Genomic DNA, 24,519 nt, shown 5'->3' on the forward strand with positions numbered 1-24,519 from the left:
ATGTGTTGAGCTCGGCATCCTAGGCCGGTGCCAAAATAGACAGACGCGGCACACGCTCTGGCATAGTATGGACTTTTGCGGGACCTGTCTATGACGCAGCTTGTGTTTTCATACCTGGATGTTTTGCCCGGCCATGTGCCGGGCTTTTTTATATTTGGGATATAATACTATCCCAAATATCAGTAACCCAAGGACACTCCATGAAGATCCTCATTGATGAGAACATGCCCTATGCGGCAGCGTTATTTGGCCAGCTTGGCGAGGTCATCAGCAAGCCGGGGCGAACCCTGAGCGCCGATGATTTGGTGGATATCGACGCCCTGATGATCCGCTCGGTGACCAAGGTCAATGCCGAGTTGATCAGCAAGGCCAATGTGCTCAAGTTCGTTGGTACTGCAACTGCCGGACAGGATCATGTTGATGACGTATTGCTGGCGCAAAAGGGGATTGCTTTTACGGCGGCACCGGGCTGCAACAAGGTGGGGGTCGCCGAGTATGTACTCAGCAGCCTGATGGTACTTGGCCAGCAGCAGGGCTTTTCGATTTTCGACAAAACCGTGGGTATCGTTGGTGCGGGCAATGTGGGTAGCTACTTGGCCAAGTGCCTCGATGCGCTGGGTATCCGCTATTTGCTCAATGACCCGTTCAAGGAGCAGGCCGGTGATCCCCGTACTTTCCATTCCCTTGAGCAGATCAAGGCCGAGTGTGACGTGATCACCCTCCATACACCTATTACCCGTGATGGAGCCTACCCAACCTACCATTTGGTCGACAGCGCGTTTATGGCGGCCATGAAGCCGGGGGCGATCTTGATCAATGCCGCTCGTGGCCCGGTGGTGGATAACTCAGCCCTGAAAACGGCGTTGCAGGCCAGCCAGTCTGGCTCTGGGAAAATGCTGACGGCGGTATTGGATGTGTTCGAGCACGAGCCGCAGGTTGATTTGACGCTATTGCCGTTGCTTGCTTTTGCCACGCCGCATGTGGCGGGTTATGGCCTTGAGGGCAAGGCGCGCGGTACAACGATGGTATTCAATGCGTTTTGCCAATTTCTCGGTCTTGATGACGACCAGCAGGTTGAAGCGTCTAGCTTGCTGCCTGTGGCGCCAATCCCGCAGATTGTACTGAGCCAGCAATGGGACGAGGCGAGCCTGTTCAGTCTAACCCAGTTGGTGTATGACGTGCGCCGTGACGATGGCGTGTTCCGCCGTGAAATGGGCGCAACGGAGCAGGGTACTCCGCAAATGGCCGCCGCATTTGACCGGATGCGGAAAAATTATTGGGATCGCCGTGAATATAGTGCGATTACAGTAGCGGGCGAGGCCCTTTTTGGGGTAGAGTCGCTGGCTAATTTAGGTTTTACTGTAGAGGAAAGGCCATGAGCCAGGAATTTGATATTGCCGTTCTAGGTGCCACTGGTGCCGTTGGTGAGACAATTGTCGAAGTACTTGAGGAGCGCAATTTTCCTGTTCGCAATCTCTATCTGCTAGCATCTGAGCGCAGCGCGGGCAAAACCCTGCGCTTCAAGGGTAAGAGTGTACGTGTTACCAATGTCGAGGATTTCGATTGGGGTCAGGTGCAGCTTGCCATTTTCTCTGCCGGTGCAGAAGCGTCTGACCGTTGGGCGCCAATCGCGGCCGATCAGGGCGTGATAGTGATCGACAACACTTCCCGTTTCCGCTACGAATACGATATTCCGTTGGTTGTGCCTGAGGTGAACCCGCACGCACTGGCCGAATACCGTAACCGTAACATTATTGCCAACCCTAACTGCTCGACTATCCAGATGCTGGTGGCGCTTAAGCCGATCCACGATGCTTATGGTATCGAGCGTATCAACGTGGCGACCTACCAGTCAGTATCTGGCTCGGGCCGTAAGGGCGTTGACGAGCTAGCGGGCCAAACGGCTAAGCTGCTTAATGGCCTTCCTGCCGAAACCAATGTGTACGACAAGCAGATTGCTTTCAACTGCCTGCCACACATTGACCAGTTCATGGACAACGGCTACACCAAAGAAGAAATGAAGATGGTATGGGAAACCCAGAAGATTCTGGGCGACGATAACATCCGCGTGAACCCGACATGTGTTCGCGTGCCGGTATTCTACGGCCATGCCGAGGCGGTACATGTTGAGACATGCCAGCCGGTGAATATCGAAGAAGTCATTTCACTGATGGAAAATGCCGAAGGTATCGAGGTCTTCCACGGTAACGACTACCCGACTCAGGTAGGCGATGCGACAGGCAAAGATCACGTTATGGTTTCCCGTATCCGCGAAGACATCAGCCATCCGTGTGGCCTGAATATGTGGGTTGTTGCTGACAATGTGCGCAAGGGCGCGGCGACAAACAGCGTACAGATCGCCGAAACGTTGATTGCTGATTATCTTTAACGGCTAAATAATCTCTCATAGGCTCTCAAGTTATTGGATTTGAGAGCCTTTTTTATACTATTGGTTGCAGAATCGCCATTAATTCCGAACCATGCTCACATTCTCGCCTTCAAGTTTGTTTGCCGTAGGCCGATAGTGAGTAATCTAGTATGATATAGCCGTAAGTAAACTCAAGATACCAACTACCCTGTACCTTGGTTGAAGGTCACTCCCTTTTCGTGAAAACACGCATTTTGAGGCCGCTTGGGTATCTATATGATCAATATCGGGTGTTTGTACCCTGAGATCAAAGCATTAATTCCTGCCAAAGAGGACAGCAGGCAGTGTCTGATTTTTCTAATAAGATGATAAAACGTCTCGTTATTCCGGTAGTATTTACCGCCTCCGCCATTCATCTCCCAGTTTACGCAAATACTATCCGTATTCTTGGTCCTGCAGATGAAGCGCTGCCCGTTGAACGTACGGTTTCTCCTGTGGTTTCTCCGACGGTTTCTGCTGTATCAGCTGTCCGCAGTAGCCAGAATACAGTTCCATCGGCCAATAACCGTTACGGGCCGACCACACAGCAGGAAACCCTGTGGTCGATCGCCTCGCGTTACCGTCCTACTACCAATCATTCTGTTTACCAAGTGATTGGTGCAATCTATCGTTTGAACCCTCAGGCTTTTGAAGGCAACAATATTCACGGTTTGCAGCCTGGCAGCGTGCTGGTGATCCCTACGCCTGAGCAAATCAGCCGTGAGAGTACGGATTTGGTCAAGCGCCAGTTGGAAAGGGACAAGCACCCTGCAGCCTCGGGTGCGTCGTCACAGCGTACGGCCTCGTCTCAGAAGCCTGCGCCGAAGCCAGCACCTAAGCCGGTAGAAGAGGCCAAAGCCCCGAAAAAGGTTGCCGTAAGCCCGGTTAAGCCAGAGGTCAAATCTGCGGCGGCAGACAAGAAGGACGATGCCCCGGCTAAGCCCGTGGTGAATACGGACAAGAAAGCGGACAAGAAACCCGCAGACAATAACACCGAGACACCGCCTGCCAAGCCAACTTCAGCCCTGTCAAGTACGGCTCTGCCGTCTGCGGCTTCGCAAGCGGCCAAGAGCCCGGCGGGCGATGGCGGCACCAATTCGATCAAGCCAGATCTTCTGCAGGCGCAGTTGGATGCCTCCGACGAGCAAATGAACAAACTGCTGGAAAGCAATCATTTGCTGCGAGTTCGTCTGGCAGAAATGCAACACGAAGTTGCCGCACTTAAAACCCAGATCACTGCTGATGAGCAACTACGCGGTCAAATTAAAGATTTTATTGATCAGCAAAAGGGTCAGCAGGCAGCGCAGCAGCCAAACCAGCCTAAGCTAGCACCCATCCCGGAGCCAGGCTTTTTTGACAATTTGATCTCCAACCCGCTGGCATTGTTGGCGATGATGCTGGTGCCGAGCGGTCTGATTGTCGCTGCGGGTATCTTCTTTATGAGACGCCGTAAAAATGAAGAGGATGATGAGCTGTTAACGGATCCCGATAAGGGGCCGGAATCGCCTTCCTCCCCTGATTTGGGCAGCTCGGTACCGGAGATGGATTTGGACATGGAATCCAAGCCGGATGCGCCTGAGCCGGATTTGGATGATTTGTTCAAGTCAGAGGATGCGCTGTTCGATGATAATAACGATAGCCTGTTCGGCACATCGAATGATTCTCTCGATTTGGACGATTATTCCGTGGGCAACGGCCTTGGCCCGAGCAGCATTTCGGTCAAAGGTGACGAGAAGGCGATTGGCCTGGAAGACATGGAGCGTGCGCTGGACGAGCTGGATCAGAAGGTGGATTCGTCTTCCGATGCCGATCTGGCGGCGATGTGGGAAAAGTCACTGAGCGGCAATGACGAAGAGGACAGCTTCGACCTGACCTTGGATGATGACGATCTGTTGCTTGATTCCGATCAGAATGATGAACGTGATGATTTGCTTGATCAGTCCATGCTCGATGATTTGCTGACTGACAGCCTACCAACGGATACGCCAGCGGTTGACCGTTCTGCGACGGAGAATCGTGTTGCCCCAGAAGCGGCCCGTACGGAGCCGGTAGCCGATAGTTTGGTTGATCAAAATGAGCTCGATGCGCTGTTTGATAACTTCGATAGCTTTGATGAAGATATTTTCGAAGAAAAAAATGATGCCAAGCAGCAGGCTGCCGTTGATAAAGCGGTATCTGATGCCGAGATGTTGGCTCAGTCGCCGAGTAAAAATGGGAGCGTAGACCAAGATGAGCTTGATGCATTGTGGGATCTACCACAGGCAACGGCGTCCGATCTCGACGGGTTTGGTTTCGATGACCTTGCTGATGAGGGCGAGGAGAAAAAAAAAGGATCTGAGTCGCAGTCTGAAGTAGAGCCGGCGGAGCCTTATACTAATCTGCTGGCGCAAACGCCACGCCTCAATGAGGGTGAGGAGCTGGATGGTAGCGATATTTTGCAGCCTCAACCCGTTCCGGTTGAACCGCAGGTGGCGATTGATGAACCTGAGGTTGCCGTTGAGCCGCCGGTTATTGATAGCCTTGCCGATATGGCGTTCGAGCCGCAAAACGTTAAACCAGAGCTAGCTCCGATAAGCCTGGTCAAGCCGCCGGTTGACGTTGATGTACTGGAGAACGGTTTTGATGAGCATGTTCTTGATGGGTTCGACGAGAATAGCGTTGTCCTGCTGGATGAGCTGGTAAAAGACGAAGATGAGCTCTCTTCAGATATCGACCTTGAAGAGAACAGTGTCGAGCTGTTAGATGAGGTGTTGGGTGAAGACGAGGATGAACTCCACGCACCTGACATCAAAGTTGATGAAAATAGCACGGAGCTGCTCGATGAGGTGTTGGCAAAACACAACCCAAAGGATCCGTCTGAGCTTGAGGCAGAATCACAGGAGCCTGAAAATGTGCAGCCTGAAGCGGCGAGCCGCCCGGCTGATATCGATCAGGCCTTGTTTGAAGATGCGCGCCATGCTGAGCGTCGGCCTTATGATCAGGGTGGTCATGTTCCGGGTGAGGCCGACCATCTGGGAAAGTCTGAACCTGAGCAACCAGTAGAGCCTGAGCGGTCGTTAGAGCCCGAGGATATGCTTGTTGCGTCAACGGCTGAGCAATTTGCTGGCGTTGAAGATGCTGAAATGGATGTCGCTCCGGCAACGGATGCTTACGCTGATGTCGCAGAGGCTGCGCCGGTTGACGATCGTACCGACGAGATGGCGGAGGAAACGGTTCAGCCAGAGGTTGAAGCTCCTGCTATTGATATGCCAGCTATTGATGTGCCAGCTGCTGATGCTGCTTCCTCGGTTATGGAGAGTGCCAGCACCGATTTTGCTGACGAGGCAGATGAGGCAGATGAGGCTTACGAGGTTCTCGATGATGATCTCGCAGCAGATAGCGATGAGGGCGAGCAGGGGGTAGGTCAAACAGTTGACCAGCTACTGCAATCACTCGAAGCGCAGGGCGCCGTTGATGTTGATAACGAAGAGCTGCATGACGCGCCGCTTGCGGCTGAAGCGTTCCCTGTTTATGACGAAGAGGCTGCTCTGGCCGATCTGGATGCTCAAGAATCTGTTGACCATGAGCATGCACCGATAGAGGTCAGCGATTTGGCTGGCGAGGCTCCGGCCCCGGTTGCCCCGGAGGCGTTGAGCCTTGAAGATTTGCCTGAGTTCGATGAAGAGAGTGCATGGAACGATCCTGAGGCCGAGTTTGAGATTGAACCGGCTAAAGAGCTTTCGGCCGATGAAGAGCAGGTCATGCTGGACAATATTGTCAAGCAGTTGCAGCAGGCTGCAGAGGCGGTGGAACGAGCACCGTCGGTACCAGATATGCATGACGAGGATACGTCTGTCGATGCGGAATTTGAGCCAGCAAGCAATATGCCGTTCGATGCTGTCATGGCGGAGGCGATGGCCAATCTAGCCGAGCAGGAGGAAGGCAATAGCGATATTGCTGGCGAAGATCTTGCTGCGGATAGTCAGGCCCCTGCTGGTGACGATGAGCCTGCAGCTTCTGCCAATGAATTTGGTGGGAGTTATTCGATTCATGGTCGCCAGGATATTCAGTTCGAGACGCTGGATCCGAATAGTCTGCCGGAGTTCGGAGAAGATGACGCCCTGCAGGCATCTTTCGATGAGCAGAACGAACTGGAACAGTATGAGCTTGAGCATGGCCTGAAACAGCTTGATAGTGGCGCTCAGTTTAATGACCGTTATTCGGGCCAGTCTGGTAATGGCCGTCAAGAGGCTGGGCTTGACGAGGTGATGATTGATTCAGCGGGTCTGGATATGGATGCGCTGCTCAATGAGCCCGTTGAAGACTCGGCTGATCATCAGCCTGAGAAGCCGGCTTTGCAGGTGCCGCCAGTATTGCCACAAGCGGATTCTAAAGCGGTTGAGCACGGTTTTGAGGAAAATGGCCGTGAGCTGCTAGAGCAAGAGCGCGAGGAACTGTGGTCGCTGTCGGATATGAGCTCCGAGGACTCGAGCTTGTCGGATGATGAGCTGTCGCAGGAAGACAGTGCGATTTGGGCGGCAAGCAATCCTGAGCCGTTACTGGAAGGTGAGGATTGGTCGACCCAGCCAGAGATGCACCGTGAAGATGTTGCTGATGCGATGGATAATTCGACGGCCGATAAGTGGCCTGCCGAAGACGAGGTATCGGTGGCGCAGGCGGATGACATTATCGCTAATCATGAGGTTGCAATCAGCGAGGCCGTTACTGAACTGCCTGATTCTGAGTTGGTGGGTGGCGACGAAGCGGGCAGTGAGTTGCTTGATGAGTCTGTTGCAGAGCTGCCTCGTTCATCCCAGTCTCCTTACATCAGTATTGATGATCTCCTCAAGGAGTTGGACGAGGAGGATGAGAGCTTGGCGAAGAATCTTGATGAGGAGCCTCTGAACTTGAATGTCGGTTTGGATGAGTTCCCGGATGTGCTAGATGGCGTAGCGTCATTTGATGTTGATAGCCAGGGTGAGTTCGCAAGCAAGATGGATCTGGCCAAGGCTTACCTTGAGATGAATGACAACGAAGGGGCTCGTGGCCTACTGCAGGAAATCGCCGAGCAGGCGGATGCCAAGTTGCAGCAGGAAGCCAAGGAGATCCTGCGTCATTTGCGCTAACTGAAAGAGTCGTCGCTAAAAATAGAGGTCCTCAACCTGTTCGGGTTGGGGACTTTTTTTATACGGTATTGGGGGGCTGCCTTGCCCCTTTGCCCCTAGAAACCCTATAATCGCTCACTTTGATCATTCATTGGCCGTTAGGCCCAGCAACAACGAAGTGAATTATGCGAATTGCGTTAGGTATTGAATACGACGGGGCGAAGTACTACGGTTGGCAGCGTCAGCGGGATGTGGATAGCGTGCAAGAGCGCTTGGAAAAAGCCCTCAGTAAAATTGCCAATAAGCCGATTGAGGTACAGTGTGCCGGCCGTACCGATGCGGGCGTGCATGGCACCGGTCAGGTGGTGCACTTCGAGGTTGATGTGAACCGCAAGATGGCTGCGTGGACAATGGGGATCAATGCCCATCTGCCGAAGGACATTGCTGTGCGCTGGGCTAAGGAAGTGAATGACGAGTTTCACGCCCGTTTTAGTGCCACGGCTCGCCGTTACCGTTATGTAATTTACAACCATGCATTGCGTCCGGCTATCCTTAGTTCAGGGGTAAGCCATTATCATGGCGAGCTGGATGAAAAAGCGATGCATGAGGCAGGCCAGTATCTTTTGGGTGAGAATGACTTCACATCCTTCCGTGCTGTGCATTGTCAATCATTGAGCCCGTGGCGTAATCTAATGCACTTGAATGTGACGCGTCAGGGCCACTATGTCATTATCGACATCAAGGCCAACGCCTTTGTTCACCACATGGTGCGCAATATTACCGGTAGCCTGATCAAAGTGGGGCGTGGCGAAGAAAAACCGGAATGGATCCAGTGGTTGCTGGCCCAGAAAGATCGTACGTTGGCTGGCGCGACGGCCAAGGCGGAAGGCCTTTATTTGGTTGAGGTGGATTACCCTCAAGCGTTTGATCTGCCTAAGGCGCCGATTGGCCCTGTGTTCCTGCCGGATTAAGCAAAAAACCGCAGGGAGGACGGCCAAACTCAACTAGTAGTACCAGTTTTTTATCTACAGGCTGGCGAGTTTGTGCTTTAATCCTTGTTCGGAAATTTAACGAATTTGTCATTCTCTGCTAATACTACTATTTGCTAATAACTCATAAGCAGGGAAAAAGAACATAAAAGGTCATTCATGAGCTGGCTCGAAAAGATCCTAACTAAAAGCAACATTGTTTCTTCTCGCAAAGCGTCTATCCCTGAAGGGGTGTGGACTAAATGTACCTCTTGCGAACAAGTGCTTTATCACGCCGACCTTGAGCGTAACCTAGAAGTGTGTCCGAAATGTGACCACCACATGCGGATGAAGGCTCGCCGTCGCCTTGAGACGTTTTTGGATGCCGATGGCCAGGTAGAAATTGCTGCCGAGCTTGAGCCGCAAGATAAGCTCAAGTTCCGCGACTCCAAGAAGTACAAAGATCGCCTGTCTACGGCGCAAAAAGCAAGCGGCGAGAAAGATGCCCTCGTTGCTATGAAAGGCACCCTGCTTGGGCAGCCTCTGGTTGCCTGTGCGTTTGAATTCTCTTTCATGGGCGGTTCAATGGGCTCGGTGGTAGGGGCGAAATTTGTCCGTGCTGTTGACGAGGCGATTGCCAATAACTGTGGTTTGGTTTGTTTTTCTGCCAGTGGCGGTGCGCGTATGCAAGAAGCCCTGATGTCGCTGATGCAGATGGCAAAAACCAGTGCTGCGCTTGAGCGCCTGTCAGGCAAGGGCCTGCCGTTTATCTCGGTATTGACTGACCCGACAATGGGCGGTGTATCGGCAAGCCTGGCGATGCTGGGTGATATCAATATCGGTGAGCCTAAGGCTCTGATCGGCTTTGCTGGTCAGCGTGTTATCGAGCAGACAGTGCGCGAGAAACTGCCTGAAGGTTTCCAGCGCAGCGAGTTCCTGCTTGAGCATGGCGCGATTGATATGATCGTTGACCGCCGCGAGATGCGTGACCGCATCGGTGGCTTGGTTGCGAAAATGACGCAAATCGAATCGCCGTTTGTCGCTAAGCTCGAGCCTGCCAAGCCTGAGGCTGATGCTGCAGACGATATTCAAGAATAATCCGCCTTGCCGCGTATTGATTCTGCAAACGGGACCTTCGGGTCCCGTTTTTGTTATGTCTGCAATATGGACAGCAGGAGTGCCTGTTAGTTAGGCATTTTTGTCTAATTCGTGCTGCTGAGCTCTTATTTAAACGATTGAATTGCCGTGGCGGTTTGGGATTCGGGGTTTCAGTGATAAATTAGTGGCTATATTCACCCAGATAACGAATGAAGAATGTCCGGATTGACAGCTCCCCAGGCAAACGCCTCTTTGGCCACTTGGCTAACCTATCTAGAACAACTCCACACCAGCGCCATCGACCTTGGGCTTGACCGTGTTCAGGCCGTTGCCCAGCGTGCGGCACTGACCAAACCCGCCGCGCGGGTGATCACCGTAGCTGGCACCAATGGCAAAGGCTCAACTTGTGCGATTTTGGAAGCCATTTTGCTTCAGGCTGGCTACAAGGTGGGTGTGTACAGCTCGCCGCACCTGATCCGCTATAACGAGCGGGTTCGGATCAACGGTAGTGAGCTTCCCGATGCCGCCCACAGCGAGGCGCTCGCCTTTGTCGAGCAGCAGCGTGGCGATACGAGCCTGAGCCTGTTTGAATTCGGCACGCTTGCAGCGTTGCAGCTGTTCAAAACCAATCAGGTTGACGTTGCTATTCTCGAAGTGGGGCTGGGTGGCCGTTTGGATGCCACCAACATTGTCGATCATGATGTATCGGTGATCACCAGCCTTGCTATTGACCACGTTGACTGGCTAGGCGATGACATCAATGTGATCGGCTATGAGAAGGCTGGCATTTTCCGTGCGGACAAACCTGCAATTTGTGGCCAGCCTAATCCGCCGGCGACAGTGGCAGCCCATGCCGATGATATTGGTGCTAAGTTGTATCAGGTTGGGTACCAGTTCCGCTACGAGCGTGACGGCGAGACATGGTCCTGGCACAGTGGCTGTTTCAGTTTGGAGGATTTGCCGGTACCGTCGTTGCCGCTGCCGAATGCCGCTACGGCCCTGATGGCTCTGGCATCAGCCGAGTTGGATATCAGCGATGAGGACATTGTGGCAGGGCTTGCCGGCGTGCAACTTGCCGGTCGGATGCAGCGTATATCGGAGTCGCCGCTGGTGATTTTGGATGTTGCCCATAACCCTCACTCGGCAGCGTATTTTGCCGGGCAATTGGCTACCATTAAGCAGCAGGCGGGCAAGCAGCGCATTCATGCGGTGGTGGCGATGCTTCATGACAAGGATATTGCCTCGACGGTGGCCGAGATGGCCGGTATTGTCGACCACTGGTATCCCGCGTCACTGACCGGCCCGCGTGCCGCAACGGCGGCTGAGATTCAGGCATACCTTCCAGCCGGAACGGTGGCTTATCACACCCCTGTGGAGGCTTATGACAAAGCTCTGACAGAGGCAACCACTGAAGACATGGTGATTGTGTTCGGTTCATTTTACACTGTTGGCCAAGTCTCTGATCACATTACAGCACAAGCACAGGAGTAAGAGTGGCAAGTAAATTTCAAAGTCGTTTGGTCGGTACTATCATCCTGGTTGCGATCGGGGTGATTTTCCTGCCGGATCTGTTTGATGGCAAAAAGCAGCATTACCAAGAGCAATTTGCCAGCATTCCGCTAAAGCCGCAGGTTGCCGAGGAAACCGAGTATGCCTCTATTCCCGAGCCTGAATTCGCCGAGGTGGAGTTGCCGCCCGATCCAGTGACAGTGGTCGTCAGCGAGGTGGACAACCCGTATATTCTGCCGCCGGAAGACGCCAACACCGACGAGCCACAGCCGCTCGCGCAGGAAATGGTGAAAACCGACCCACAGCCAGAGTCAGCCCCGAAAATCGGTAATATTGACAGCGGTTGGATGGTGCAGCTTGGGGTTTTCCGTAATTTCGAGAACGCCTACCAGCTGGTTGCTAAGCTGCGCAAGGAGGGCTTTCAGGCCCATGTCTTGCCGAAAGTCCCGCAGCCGGGAGATTTGGCTCGGGTCGTTGTCGGCCCGGATGTATCGAAAGACAAGCTGGCCAAGCAAGTAAAAGAACTGGAGAAACTGACCGGCCTGAAAGGGCAACTGGTTAGATTTAATCCATTAAACCCCTAGGTAAACGTTTGCGTTCGCATTTTTTCTGTTAGAATACGCACCAACAAGACGAAAATAAAAAATGATGATCTGGATTGATTACGTAATTATAGGCGTAATTGGCTTCTCGGCCCTTGTCAGTTTGATACGGGGGTTTGTCAAAGAAGCATTGTCGCTGGTGATTTGGTTTGCCGCGTTTTTTATCGCTAGTAACTTCTATCAGAAGCTGGCGGTCTACTTCTCGAACATTCAGGATGAAATGATCCGGAACGGGAGTGCAATCGCCGTTCTGTTTATCTCCACCTTGGTGGTGGGAGCGGTGGTCAACTATGTGATTGGCCAACTGGTCCAGAAAACGGGTCTGTCTGGCACCGATAGGGTGTTGGGGATTGTGTTTGGTGGTGTACGTGGTGTCTTGATCGTGGCTGCTGTCCTGTTCTTTATCGATGCCTTTACCGGCTTTTCGAAAGCCGATTGGTGGCAGCAGTCGCAGCTTATCCCGCAGTTCGGGGTCGTGATTGAGTGGTTCTTCTCGTACATTAAGGACACATCAAGCTTTTTGCCTACCGTTAAGTAGCGTTGGGCACGATAGTAGAGGCGCGGACCGGGGTGTCGGCGCCAAGGAAACAACAATTTACAGCGGGTTCTCGGGATACTGGGTTCCCGCTGAAATTTAACTATAGAAAGCGTGACGAGGATTTAGGACATGTGTGGTATTGTCGGAATCGTGGGCTCGACCCCGGTTAACCAGTCTATCTATGATGCACTGACGGTGCTTCAGCACCGTGGCCAAGATGCGGCTGGTATTGTTACCTTGGAAAGCAATCGTTTCCGTCTGCGCAAGGCGAACGGCTTGGTTCGCGATGTATTCGAAGCCCGGCATATGCAGCGTCTGCAGGGTAATGTGGGCATTGGCCATGTACGCTACCCGACAGCAGGAAGCTCTAGTGCATCGGAAGCACAGCCATTTTATGTGAACTCTCCTTATGGTATATCATTGGCACACAACGGTAATTTGACCAACGCTACCGAAATTAGGGATACCTTGTTCGAGTCTGCCCGCCGCCATGTAAATACCACCTCCGATTCAGAAATCCTGCTCAATGTATTGGCCAACCAGTTGGATGGCGCCAAGTCTTACCCGATTTGTCCCAATGAGATTTTCGCGGCTGTGCGTGAGGTACACCGTATTGTTTCGGGTGCCTACGCTGTCGTGGCTATGGTGATAGGCCACGGTATGATTGCTTTTCGTGATCCGCACGGTATTCGTCCGCTCTGTTTGGGCAAGCGCGAGGTCAAGGGCCAGATTGAGTACATGGTGGCATCAGAATCTGTTGCGCTTGATGCGGTGGGCTTTGATTTCATGCGTGATGTCGCGCCGGGCGAAGCGGTCTACATTACTTTCGATGGCCAGTTGTACACCGAGCAGTGTGCCGACAATCCTTCTTTGAACCCGTGTGTGTTCGAGTTTGTTTATTTTGCCCGTCCTGATTCGTTTATTGACAAGGTGTCCGTCTATGGTGCCCGAGTGCGGATGGGTGAGAAGCTGGGCGAGAAAATCCAGCGTGAGTGGGGGGATATCGATATTGATGTTGTGATACCGATCCCTGAGACTTCTTGTGACAGTGCGTTGGAGATCGCCCGTACGTTGGATAAACCCTACCGTCAGGGGTTTGTGAAAAACCGTTATGTGGGCCGTACCTTCATCATGCCAGGTCAGCAGTTACGCCGTAAGTCAGTACGTCGCAAGCTCAATGCTATCCGTTCTGAGTTCAAAGACAAGAGCGTGCTGTTGGTGGATGACTCGATTGTGCGCGGTACAACATCAGAGCAGATCATCGAGATGGCTCGCGAGGCCGGTGCGCGTAAGGTGTACTTGGCGTCGGCGGCTCCGGAGGTACGTTTCCCGAATGTCTACGGCATTGACATGCCGTCGGCCAACGAGCTGATTGCCCACGGTCGTGAAGTCGATGAGGTCTGTAAGCTGATTGGAGCCGACGGCTTGATTTTCCAAGATATTGACGACTTGTTGAGTGCGGTTGCCGAGGGCAATCCGGAGATCCAGAATTTCGAGGCATCAGTCTTTAGCGGTACGTATGTGACCGGTGACATTGACCAGAGCTATTTGGATTTTCTTGATTCGCTGCGTAGCGAAGATGCTAAGACCCAGCGTGAGATCCAGCAGGATCTTGCCACTTTGGAGCTGCACAACGAAGGTGTGTAATCGTTAATAATGCGCTCTGTCTATGAAAAATCCCCGGCCGAAGCTGGGGATTTTTGTTTGCAGGTCGGTGCTTTTGCCGATCAGTGGCTAAACACAGGACCAATTCCCCAATTCCAGAGAAGTACGGAGCCTGTGATAATGCTAACGAGCAAGACCAAGCCACAAGTGACGATGGAACTGGCGTAGATGAAACCGCGTTCCTCGGGAATGTGCATCAAAATGGGAACACCGGTGTAGAGCAGGTAGACCGAATAGGCAATGCCGATCAGCCCAATAATCATCAGAAACCAGATTTGAGGGTAAATTGCTGCGATGCTGACCATGAAGAGCGGCGTTGCGGTGTAGGCCGCGAGCTCAAGGGCTTGGGTATATGTAGGTGTCGAACCGAAGGTGCGGCTCATCCAGTAGGTTAGGTAAGCGAGTGCGAATACGCCGCCGACCAGTGCAAAATACATGGCGACTGACATGGCGAATGCACTGTTCTGGGTCAGGAATATGGGGGAACCAACCCCAATTCGCCAGCCGATAAACACGCTGGAGATAAAGGCAAAGATTGGTGGTAGCAGTGCAATCAGCAAAATATGGCTGAGGCTACTCTGAATACCTTCGTGTTCTTTGTCGATGGCTGTCCATTCTTTCTTAGGGTGGGCATATAGCCCGAAAAGGTGTCCCAGAATCATAATGTTTCCCCACAGTGTATTCCCACATGTAAAGAACACGCGTGCAGCCCTGCTTGTAGTGTTCTTCTTTCGTTTGGCTGTCGATCTTAGACCAAGGTAAACCTGTGTATTGGTAAAAGTGACATTATTAACGTTTAGTCGGGCTTGATGGGGATGGCAAGGAATGACGTGCAACAGGTTTGCGTTCCTGTTGCACACAGGTAAGAGGGGAATGGCGCTATTACAGTTTGAAGTAGGTGCTGGCGAACTCGATAAACAAGCGCAGTTTTTCTGGCTGGTAATCGCGGTGGTTGTACATCAGGTATACGTCGCGTGGGTTTGATGACCAGTTTTTCAGGATCTGGATCAACTCGCCGGAGGCGATGTATTTTTCGAGCATCACATCTGGCATCAGGGTGATTCCCAGTCCTGCCATACAGGCTTTGCGTACAACATTCAGTTCGTTGGCCTCGAAGCGACCGCGATCGCTGACGGTAATGACCTCACCGTTGCTCTCGGTTAGACGCCAGCGCAGGAGTGGTTTGCCCTTGAGTAGCGGATGCTGGTGGAGATCCTGTGCATGTTTTGGCTCAGGGTTATGCTTCAGGTAATCAGGGCTGACAACCAAGATATCTTTGACCGCATTGACCTTTCTGGCAATAAGGGTGGAATCGCGTTGGGGGCCGACGCGGAAAATGATATCCCAATCCGTTGGATCGAGCAGTTCAGGATCATTGCTCATCGAAATTTCGATATTGATTGCCGGGTGCTCTTTCATGAATGCATTAAGCAATGGTTGGAGCATGACCTTGGTCAAGTTCGATGGTGCTGCGATTTTTAGTTTACCTGCCGCCCCTTTGCACTCTTCGCTGATGTGTTCGGCCGTATCAACCAGTCGCTGCAGCAGTGGGCTACAGTCGTCATAGAATTTCTGACCGGCTTCTGTGAGCGAGAGCTTGCGGGCATGGCGGTTAAGCAACCGGATGTTCAGGCATTCTTCAAGAGCCTGAATTCGGCGGGTCAGGGTTGCAACAGGCACCTGCGTTTTACGGGAAGCTGCAGTGTAGCTCCCATTTTCTACCACCATTCTGAAAAGATTTAAATCGTCAAGCTTCATAACTCTACATCACTGAAAACTTATAATGGTGAATTGTATAACAAAATATGTAAGAAGATGTCGATAACATGGCAACTTTTGTCGTAAATCAAATCTCTTGCCATTGTTTGGAAATAATTGCTTCTTACTATTTGAAATTGTTAAATTTTGATATGCATTGCAAAATTACTCTAATCTTAACATTCTTTTGCTGGATCACTGACGGTTGAGTAAATGCTGCCTATGCTTTTTACAGGCTATGAATATCCAAGCTACCTTAAGATCCTTGTTTATGCGAGAGCGGATTGACCTTTTGGTTCATTGTGTACGTTGTACTTTGGACTAACAAGGGGGTGATATCGGTGTTATTCGAGGCGGAAAGTCAGCATTGCAGAACAGCGCGAGGGATGACGTTGCTTGAAGGTAAAGATGTATTAGTTGTAGAAGATGACCCGGTATTTACCACAATGCTGGCGGGCTTTCTCGTCCGGCAGGGTTGTTTGGTACGTACAGCCGAAAACGGGTTGGAAGGGTTAAAGGCGATGCGTGATGCCATTCCTGACGTGTTGCTGTGTGATCTTGAAATGCCGGTACTGACGGGGATGGAGTTTGTCGAAGAGGCATCCTTGCAGTATCCGATGGTGCCGATCATTGTGATTTCAGGTACGGGGAATATGGCTGATGTTGCCTCGGCATTGCGGCATGGTGTAAAGGACTTCTTGATCAAGCCGCTTGATAACATCATGGTGCTGAAATCGGCCTTGCTGTCGGTGATGGGCAGCCAAGATAGTGCCACAGAGGGATCCCGGGATTTTTCTAGCCAGTGGGTCAACGTTGATGATGAAACGGTGATAGACGAAGAATTGGAGTGGCATATCGATGAACTTAAGGCCAATCCACAGGCGTCGAGGGATCTGTTGCTTGGATTGATGCCAGACACGGAATCACGGCAGGGGGATTGGCAGGTTAACTATTGTGTGCTTCAAGATGCAGGCACTCTTCCGGTGTTGCTTGATTACAGCTGGATGATAGATGGCCGCTTGGCTTTTTATTTGGTTGATGCGGCGTCAGGCGGTGAAAAAGGCACTGCAACGACTTTATTGATCCGCGCATTTTTCAATGATTACCTAAGAACCCGTATGGCGCAGGAGAATAACCTGCCAGCACTCATTCAATTGATTGAGAAGGGGGTAGCCCAATCGGGCTATGCTTCACCGGTAAGAGCGTTGTTCGGGATATTTGATGCTACCGACCGTTCCTTGAGCCTTGTATCGACGGGGTTGGCCGGTAAATTTCAAACCAGTGATGGGGAGCAATTTGTGCCACCACTTGCCTGGTTAGGAAAAGGGGCTAAACACAATGATGTGATGCGGTTGCATTTGGCACCTTCTGGCGGGCGGTTATCATTGTGCGAGGCCGGTGCTGGGAGTTTTAGCCTGATCTTCAAACGACTTGGTATGCGTGAATAAAAGTGTTGCATTGTGTATAAAACAAAAAAGGAGAGCCTTAGCTCTCCTTTTTAGTTGTGCTTTATTAAATGATTATGCCTGAACGGGTTGTGCTTCAGCATCATCTTCAACAACGGCTGTACCTTCTGCACCGTGCATCCAGCGGATTAGCTGATTTGAGCATAGTAGCAGTAGCAGGCCAGAAACGGTTGCTGCAATGGCAATACCGCTAAAGATAGCCATTGGGCCGGCTTCGCCAACGTGGGCACCGATAATACCGGCAACATAGTTAGCAATAGCGTTGAAACCAAACCATGCGCCCATCATCAGAGAGGCCAGACGAAGCGGTGCCAACTTGGTAACCAGTGACAGGCCGATTGGCGATAGACATAGCTCACCCAGTGTATGGAAGAAGTATGCGCCAACTAGCCATAGCATAGAGGTTTTCACAGTTAGGTCGCCGCCTTGTTCCAGAACCGCGCCAACCATACATAGGAAGCCAGCGGCTAGGAAGAAAAGGCCCATCGCGAATTTAACCGGCGAGCTTGGTTCTTTAGGGCCCATCTTCACCCAGATAGCAGCGATAACCGGTGCCAGTGTGATTACGAAGAACGGGTTGAGTGACTGGAACCATGCAGCAGGGACTTCGAAGCTGCCTAGCATACGGTCAGTATATTGCTGGGAGAAAATGTTCATCAGGCCACCGGCTTGCTCGAAGCCAGCCCAGAAGATAACAACGAACATACCCATGATCATGATGACTTTTAGGCGGTCGCGCTCTTGAGTGGTAAGAGGCTCTTTTTTGCCTGACTTGTTCATCTGTGCCGCACGCTTGGCTGCCGGAACCTTACCGATATCGCCCAGTAGGCGTTCAGCAAAGATAAGCTGAATGACAAGGCTCATCAGCATACCGATACCCGCTGTTAGGAAACCTGCTTTCCAGCCGTAAGTTACTGAAGCTGTACCCGCGATAACCCCCGCCATCAAAGAACCAAGGTTAATACCCATATAGAAGATGGTAAATGCGCCGTCACGACGGTTGTCACCTTCTTTGTATAGGTCGCCGACCATGGTAGAGATATTTGGCTTGAACAGACCGTTACCGATAATAAGAAGCGCAAGGCCCGCGTAGAACGCTGTTACCGCATGCGGGTCAACCATGCTGTGGGGTAGGGCCAGAGTAAATTGGCCAAGGGCCATCAGGATACCGCCGATAATGATTGAACGACGCTGTCCTAGGAAGTTGTCAGCAATCCAGCCACCGATAAGAGGGGTAATATAAACAAGGCCGGTGTAGATGCCGTATAGATTCAGAGCGTCTTGGGTTGTCCAACCTAGACCGCCGTTGATGGTCTTGTCAGTTAGATATAGGACAAGAATGGCTCGCATTGCGTAGTAAGAGAATCGTTCCCACAGTTCGGTACCAAACAGCAAGAACAACCCCTTAGGGTGGCCTAATAAAGTACCACGGGCGTCGTTGTTCATAATTATTCTCTGTATTTGGATGTATTGTGTTTGCTTGTGTGGCGTCTTTTATAAATGACAAATAATTAAACTGCAAATCTTTACATTTTAAGAACAATATTTAAAACTCGTAACGCATTGAAAAGTAAAAATTTGTTTGTTTATTGTTCAAAAATGAAAAATGAGTTTTCCTAGTCTTGCTGGTGTGGTTATTCTGTTTTTATTCTTTTTAGTGGTGTGTTGTTCTGTTTTTGGTGTTAATGTTGGAGTGTAATGCTGGAAAATTTATATTTTAATGATTGTTACATTTGGCGCTTGTCATTAACTTCCGAAATTGACCGAGCTGTGATGTCGGCCGTGCAAAAAACGTGGGGCAGGCAATAATTTTGGGCTCGTGGACACATATTCAAAAGAATTTTGTATATAATTGCCTGATCATGAAGTGGCCATTAGGGTAGGCGAGACGATGAAAGATTGGTTTCTTTTGTATTGTAAACGCAGCGAGCAGGAACGAGCTGTCATCAATCTGGATCGTCAGGGTGTTGAATGTTATTACCCGCAAGTGACCGTTGAAAAAATTGTACGTAGTAAGCGTGTTTCATCGCAAGAACCACTGTTCCCCAACTACATGTTTGTTTATTTTGATCCTGAAATGATCAGCTATACAACGGTACGTTCAACGCGCGGGGTGGCTGATTTTATCCGGCAGGGCAAAACACCGCAGCGAGTTGACCCCGACCTCATCTATAGTCTAATGGTTAATGAGGATTCCGCGGAACAACAGGCAAAATTGTCTAATCTGCCTCAGCCTGGTGAAACCCTCAAACTTGCTCAAGGGCAATTCAAAGGGATAGAGGCAATTTATCATGAACCTGATGGCGAAAAGCGCTCATTCATGCTGATAAATCTGCTGGGCAAGCAGGTGAAAGTGAGTGTCCAGAACGAATATTTAATTAAAAAATAATTCTCGTTTGTTATATTGGCCCAGCCACGTTTAAATATGGATAAAGAAATGTCGAATACTTCCCCCGTCCGTAAGGCAGTGATTCCAGTTGCTGGCTTGGGTACTCGTATGTTGCCAGCGACAAAGGCCATCCCAAAAGAGATGCTGCCGATTGTAGATAAACCGCTGATTCAGTATGTAGTGAGTGAGTGTGTTGCTGCTGGGATCAAAGAGATTATTTTGGTGACGCATTCATCAAAAAATTCGATTGAAAACCATTTCGATACCTCTTTTGAACTCGAAGCCACGCTAGAGAAACGTGTTAAGCGTCAGCTACTCGATGAGGTGCAGAATATTTGCCCGCCTGACGTTACGATTATGCATGTGCGCCAAGGTCAGGCCAAAGGTCTAGGCCATGCTGTGCTGTGTGCCCACCCACTGGTTGGCGATGAGCCGTTTGCCGTCGTGTTGCCAGACGTCATTCTTGATGATGTGGCCAGTGACTTGCGTCGTGAGAATATGGCTGCGATGGTAAAGGCTTTCAATGAGAATGGTGTGAGCCAGGTGATGGTTGAGCCAGTGCCGATGTCCGAGGTATCTAGCTATGGTGTCGCGGATGTTAATGGTGCGGATCTGTTACCTGGTGGTTCGGTATCGATGACCAAGGTTGTTGAGAAACCGGCTCAGGACGATGCGCCGTCGAACTTGGCCATTGTCGGTCGTTATATTTTGTCTGCGGATATTTGGCCGTTGTTGTCGCGTACGCCAATTGGTGCCGGTGATGAGATCCAACTGACAGATGCGATTGATATGCTGATGGAAAAACAGCAGGTTAATGCATTTCATATGTCAGGCAAAAGCCATGACTGTGGTTCGAAGATCGGCTATATGAAAGCGTTTGTCGAATACGGCATGCGTCATAATGAATTTGGCGAAGCGTTTACCGATTACCTGAAATCGCTGGCAAAGTAAAAAGTCAGTAAGCCTTACTTTTTTAATCACCAGCTGAATAAATGAAGTCCCTGTGTTTTATGACACAGGGACTTTTTGTTATTTACTGTGACTGCGGATTTACTTGCTATGGAATAGTTCGCAGGCGTGGAGGGTGTTTTCGATCAGGGTGGCCACGGTCATTGGCCCAACGCCGCCAGGAACCGGAGTAATATGGCGGGCTTTTTGCTGTGCTAGATCGTACTCAACATCCCCGATTAATTTGCCGCTGTCGAGCCGGTTGATACCGACATCGATAACGGTGGCACCTTCTTTGATCCAGTCGCCAGGAATGAAATTGGGCTTGCCCACGGCGACGACCAGAATATCGGCTTGGCGGACATGATTCTCTAGATCATGAGTAAAGCGGTGGCAGGTTGTTGTGGTCGCCCCTGCCAGCAGCATTTCCAGTGTCATAGGGCGGCCGACGATATTGGATGCGCCGACAATCACGGCATGCTTGCCCCTAACCTCGATATTGTAACGCTCAAGCAAGGTCATAATGCCTTTCGGGGTGCAGGAGCGTAACTTGGGAATACGCTGGCACAGACGACCGACATTGAAAGGATGGAAACCATCCACATCCTTTTCTGGATCGATATGCTCGAGCACTTTTGTGCTGTCGATGCCAGCCGGTAGTGGGAGCTGAACTAAAATACCGTCAACGTTTTGGTCATTGTTGAGAGTATCTATGAGATCTAGCAGTTCGGCTTCGGTGGCCGTGGCTGGCAGGTCGTACGAGCGGGACACAAAGCCAACTTCGTCACAGGCCTTGCGCTTGCTGGCAACATAGATTTGGGAGGCAGGATCTTGGCCGACCAGAATGACCGCTAGTCCAGGAGCGCGTAGCCCCGCCTCGATTCGGGCTTTTACGCGAGCTGCGACTTCTTGGCGGACAGTTTGAGATATGAGTTTACCATCGATAATTTGAGCGGCCATGGTGTTCCTTTCGTCAGAGGTTGCTGAGCGATATCAGTTGTCAGGTTTGACTATGCACATGCAGAGAGGATGATTAGCCTGTGCTGTCACGGCGCTGCATATTGTCGCAGAGTTTTTTGACTAAATCCACATCGCAAACGTTTGCTATTTGTATTTTGGTTAAAGTTGATAAAACTATTGGGTGCATTGTTAATCTTGTTGGTTGGTGATGAAGGTGTCAATTTGCGATATTTCCCCCCGGATTGCTTTATGTTTGAACGTTTGATTGCAAATGCTCGGAAAATAGGGGAAAAGGCGTTGACGTTCACTGACGGCTACGTATAATTCCCCTCGTACCACCGCACAATGGTGGCACCATGACGCGCCCTTAGCTCAGTTGGATAGAGCACGTACCTTCTAAGTATGTGGTCGCAGGTTCGAATCCTGCAGGGCGCGCCAGCGTATTCTAGCCCGCAGCAAGTATCTTGCTGCGGGCTTTTTCATGTCTGAAATTCCCTTTCTGCCTTTCTGCCTTTCTGCCTTTCTGCTGACTATTGTCTGAGTGCGTGGCGTTGACGTTTGGAGATGGTCGTTGTTCGCGGCCTGCGTTGCGCTACCAGCTTATTTGTGTGCCATCCCAATGGAAAAACTGCCCGCTGCCGGTATTGGGTATAGTGGCGATAAGGGTAAGCAACCGCTCTGCGGTTAGCGATGGGCTGAAGAGTTTCCCGTCGGCGATATTTGCCCAAAACGGGGCTGAGAGGTCTGTTGCGGTTGTTCCCGGGTGAATAGCGGCCACGATAGCGTTGGGATATTGGCGCCGCCATTCATGGCTGAGTGTTTTGACAAACATATTGAGGGCCGCTTTGCTCATACGGTAGCTGTACCAGCCACCGGTTCGGTTATCACTAATAGAGCCAACCAATGCTGACAGGCAGATGAAGCGGAAAGGGTCAGCTCGTTGGTAGCCTGTGGCTAGGTACTGAGCGAGGGCGATACTTAGGTAGGTGTTAGCCTCTAGATTGCGCTGGAAAGAATCAGGAGTGATATCGTCGAGTTTTTTTTCTGGCATTGATTGACCATGGTGAAGTATGCCCGCGGCATTGATAGTCCAGTCCGGCTTCCCGAAACGACGAAACAGGCCGTTGAGTTTACTTTGTGTTTCAGCAGTGTCCGTCAGCAGATCCCCCTCAATAATGGCCAGTTGCCGTGGGGCGCTTTGGCGCAGTTCGAGCAATTTGGGGGAGGCTTGCCGGGTTAGGGCGGTAACCTGATTCCCGTGCGCTATACTCCTGCCGACCAGCGCCAGCCCAATGCCGCCGGAGGCGCCGACGATAAAGTGTTTCATTATTATCCCCCTTTTGATTATCTCTTTTCTTACTGACTGGCGGTGGCCTTGGATCAGTCGCGAAGGGTGAGCTAATTGGCTGATGTAAAAAACAGCAATGGGAAGGCAATTGAATCGGATAAATCAACGCATGGTCAAAAAAACGTAATGGGATGCGATTTTTTTAAACTTTTCCCTTGTAAATGGAATTTTTGCCCCTATCTTGTGTGAAAGGTTGAATTGCGGAGGCTCTTGTCTCGACGAATCGGGATGCGACCGTTATAATACCGCGTTTTTAATTTGCCTCGCTTTTGCATACGCTGCAATGAGGGGAATTATCAGAATTAAGGCGTTATGGTACTGGCGTGGTTGCCGGCCATAACACGAAAGGATGCCACCGTCAGCCAAGCTGATCGGCAACATCACTCAGAGAACACTGAGTAAGTTTTGAGGTTAAAATAATGCAAGTTACCGTTGAAACCACTGAAGGTCTAGAACGCCATCTAACTATCACAGTTCCAGCAGCTAACATCGAAAACGCTGTGAATGCTGAGCTGAAGAAAATTGCTAAGAATCGTCGTTTCGATGGTTTCCGTCCTGGTAAAGCACCGATGAAAATGGTTGCTCGTATGTTTGGTGCTTCAGTTCGTCAGGACATCCTGGGCGAAGTAATGCAGCGTCACTTCATCGAAGCTATCGTGAAAGAGAAGATCAACCCAGCGGGTGCACCTACTTTCACTCCAGTTGAAATCGAAGAAGGCAAAGACCTAGTATTCAAAGCGTCTTTCGAAGTATTCCCAGAGATCGTACTAGCTGGCCTAGACAAGATCGCTGTTGAGAAACCAGCTGTAGAAGTTAAAGCTGAAGACGTTGACGCGATGCTAGAAACTCTGCGCAAGCAGCAGGCAACTTGGAAAGAAGTTGAAGAAGCAGCAGCAGAAAGCAGCCGTGTAACTATCGACTTCACTGGTTCTATCGACGGCGAAGAGTTCGAAGGCGGCAAAGCTGAAGGCTTCGCACTAGCTATGGGCCAGGGCCGTATGATCCCAGGTTTCGAAGACGGTATCGTAGGTAAGAAAGCTGGCGAAGAGTTCACTGTAGAAGTAACTTTCCCAGAAGAATACCATGCTGAAAACCTAAAAGGTAAAGCAGCATCTTTCGCTATCAAACTACACAAAGTTGAAGCGCAAGAGCTACCTGAACTGACTGAAGAGTTCGTTGCTAAGTTCGGCGTTGAAGACGGTTCTGTTGACGCGCTTAAAGCTGAAGTTCGCAAGAACATGGAACGTGAACTGAAGCAAGCAACTAAAGCTCGCATCAAAGATCAGGTTCTTAACGGCCTAGTTGAGCAGAACGATATCGCTGTTCCTGCTGCACTTATCGATCAGGAAATCAACGTTCTTCGCCAGCAAGCTGCACAGCGTTTCGGTGGCAACATGCAGAACACTCCTGAGCTACCTCGCGAACTGTTCGAAGAGCAGGCTAAGCGTCGCGTAGTTGTTGGTCTTCTTCTTGGTGAAGTAATCAAGTCTGAAGAGCTGAAAGTTGACGAAGAGCGCGTTAAAGCAATCATCGCTGACATGGCTTCTGCATACGAAGATCCAACAGAAGTTGTTGCTTACTACGAGCAGAACGAGCAGATGATGAACAACATGCGTAACATTGCTCTGGAAGAGCAGGCAATTGATGCGCTACTGGCAAAAGCTCAGGTTTCTGAGAAAGAAGTTAGCTTCAACGAGCTAATGAACCAGCCAGCTGCTTAATTAGCTGAAATTGCTGTAGAGATTTGACTTTACGTTAAATCTTCTGCTAACAATGGTC

At 50.8% G+C, this 24,519-nt stretch carries 18 protein-coding genes and 1 tRNA gene; 14 read left to right on the top strand and 5 right to left on the bottom strand.

Annotated features, from left to right (window positions below; all coding sequences use genetic code 11):
• Nucleotides 1-200 precede the first annotated feature (200 nt).
• The 9 genes from ACSF8X_RS06985 (at nt 201) to purF (ending at nt 13,853) form a co-directional block, all read left to right on the top strand.
• Entirely contained in the window at nt 201-1,379 is a 1,179-nt protein-coding gene (locus ACSF8X_RS06985) for a 4-phosphoerythronate dehydrogenase (RefSeq protein WP_500851017.1), read from the top strand.
• On the top strand, nt 1,376-2,389 hold the full coding sequence (locus ACSF8X_RS06990; RefSeq protein WP_047880119.1) for an aspartate-semialdehyde dehydrogenase: 1,014 nt from the start codon (nt 1,376-1,378) through the stop codon (nt 2,387-2,389). The genes ACSF8X_RS06985 and ACSF8X_RS06990 overlap by 4 nt, the downstream gene beginning before the upstream one ends.
• 323 nt (nt 2,390-2,712) lie before the next feature.
• Complete coding sequence (locus tag ACSF8X_RS06995) at nt 2,713-7,512, top strand: FimV/HubP family polar landmark protein (protein WP_500851018.1); 4,800 nt, start codon at nt 2,713-2,715, stop codon at nt 7,510-7,512.
• Between the two features lie 164 nt (nt 7,513-7,676).
• On the top strand, nt 7,677-8,462 hold the full coding sequence (gene truA / locus ACSF8X_RS07000; RefSeq protein ID WP_047880117.1) for a tRNA pseudouridine(38-40) synthase TruA: 786 nt from the start codon (nt 7,677-7,679) through the stop codon (nt 8,460-8,462).
• A gap of 177 nt (nt 8,463-8,639) precedes the next feature.
• Nucleotides 8,640-9,557: an acetyl-CoA carboxylase, carboxyltransferase subunit beta gene (accD, locus tag ACSF8X_RS07005; protein ID WP_047880116.1), complete on the top strand. Its 918-nt coding sequence runs from the start codon at nt 8,640-8,642 to the stop codon at nt 9,555-9,557.
• Nucleotides 9,558-9,773: 216 nt separating this feature from the next.
• A complete protein-coding gene (gene folC, locus ACSF8X_RS07010) occupies nt 9,774-11,048 on the top strand; it encodes a bifunctional tetrahydrofolate synthase/dihydrofolate synthase (RefSeq protein WP_500851019.1) in 1,275 nt (424 codons plus the stop codon).
• A gap of 2 nt (nt 11,049-11,050) precedes the next feature.
• On the top strand, nt 11,051-11,650 hold the full coding sequence (locus tag ACSF8X_RS07015) for an SPOR domain-containing protein (protein ID WP_047880114.1): 600 nt from the start codon (nt 11,051-11,053) through the stop codon (nt 11,648-11,650).
• A gap of 64 nt (nt 11,651-11,714) precedes the next feature.
• Nucleotides 11,715-12,206: a colicin V production protein gene (gene cvpA, locus ACSF8X_RS07020; protein ID WP_047880156.1), complete on the top strand. Its 492-nt coding sequence runs from the start codon at nt 11,715-11,717 to the stop codon at nt 12,204-12,206.
• Nucleotides 12,207-12,335: 129 nt separating this feature from the next.
• On the top strand, nt 12,336-13,853 hold the full coding sequence (gene purF, locus ACSF8X_RS07025; protein WP_047880113.1) for an amidophosphoribosyltransferase: 1,518 nt from the start codon (nt 12,336-12,338) through the stop codon (nt 13,851-13,853).
• Between the two features lie 80 nt (nt 13,854-13,933).
• Here purF and ACSF8X_RS07030 read toward each other — a convergent pair whose 3' ends face one another.
• Nucleotides 13,934-14,533 carry a Yip1 family protein gene (locus ACSF8X_RS07030; protein WP_500851020.1) on the bottom strand — a complete coding sequence of 200 codons (600 nt, stop codon included), beginning with the start codon at nt 14,531-14,533 and terminating at the stop codon, nt 13,934-13,936.
• Nucleotides 14,534-14,753: 220 nt separating this feature from the next.
• Nucleotides 14,754-15,629, bottom strand: coding sequence for a LysR family transcriptional regulator (locus ACSF8X_RS07035; protein WP_047880111.1), 876 nt, complete (start codon nt 15,627-15,629; stop codon nt 14,754-14,756).
• Nucleotides 15,630-16,021: 392 nt separating this feature from the next.
• Here ACSF8X_RS07035 and ACSF8X_RS07040 point away from each other — a divergent pair, with 392 nt between their 5' ends.
• Entirely contained in the window at nt 16,022-17,077 is a 1,056-nt protein-coding gene (locus ACSF8X_RS07040; RefSeq protein ID WP_500851153.1) for a response regulator, read from the top strand.
• Nucleotides 17,078-17,149: 72 nt separating this feature from the next.
• Here ACSF8X_RS07040 and ACSF8X_RS07045 read toward each other — a convergent pair whose 3' ends face one another.
• Nucleotides 17,150-18,541: a peptide MFS transporter gene (locus ACSF8X_RS07045; protein WP_500851021.1), complete on the bottom strand. Its 1,392-nt coding sequence runs from the start codon at nt 18,539-18,541 to the stop codon at nt 17,150-17,152.
• Between the two features lie 445 nt (nt 18,542-18,986).
• On the opposite strand from ACSF8X_RS07045, the gene rfaH reads away from it, so the two are divergent.
• A complete protein-coding gene (gene rfaH / locus ACSF8X_RS07050) occupies nt 18,987-19,484 on the top strand; it encodes a transcription/translation regulatory transformer protein RfaH (RefSeq protein ID WP_047880109.1) in 498 nt (165 codons plus the stop codon).
• Nucleotides 19,485-19,532: 48 nt separating this feature from the next.
• Nucleotides 19,533-20,435, top strand: coding sequence for a UTP--glucose-1-phosphate uridylyltransferase GalU (gene galU, locus ACSF8X_RS07055; protein WP_047880108.1), 903 nt, complete (start codon nt 19,533-19,535; stop codon nt 20,433-20,435).
• A gap of 99 nt (nt 20,436-20,534) precedes the next feature.
• On the opposite strand, the gene folD is transcribed toward galU, so the two are convergent.
• Nucleotides 20,535-21,392, bottom strand: a complete 858-nt coding sequence (folD, locus tag ACSF8X_RS07060) for a bifunctional methylenetetrahydrofolate dehydrogenase/methenyltetrahydrofolate cyclohydrolase FolD (RefSeq protein WP_500851022.1) — start codon at nt 21,390-21,392, stop codon at nt 20,535-20,537.
• A gap of 361 nt (nt 21,393-21,753) precedes the next feature.
• Between folD and ACSF8X_RS07065 the strand changes: the two genes are divergently transcribed.
• Nucleotides 21,754-21,830 (top strand) — tRNA-Arg (locus ACSF8X_RS07065).
• A gap of 154 nt (nt 21,831-21,984) precedes the next feature.
• Here ACSF8X_RS07065 and ACSF8X_RS07070 read toward each other — a convergent pair.
• Nucleotides 21,985-22,719: an SDR family NAD(P)-dependent oxidoreductase gene (locus tag ACSF8X_RS07070; protein WP_500851023.1), complete on the bottom strand. Its 735-nt coding sequence runs from the start codon at nt 22,717-22,719 to the stop codon at nt 21,985-21,987.
• Between the two features lie 440 nt (nt 22,720-23,159).
• Here ACSF8X_RS07070 and tig point away from each other — a divergent pair, with 440 nt between their 5' ends.
• On the top strand, nt 23,160-24,461 hold the full coding sequence (gene tig / locus ACSF8X_RS07075; RefSeq protein ID WP_500851024.1) for a trigger factor: 1,302 nt from the start codon (nt 23,160-23,162) through the stop codon (nt 24,459-24,461).
• The last annotated feature ends 58 nt before the right edge of the window (nt 24,462-24,519 follow it).

It is taken from the genome of Photobacterium panuliri (genome assembly GCF_059920555.1).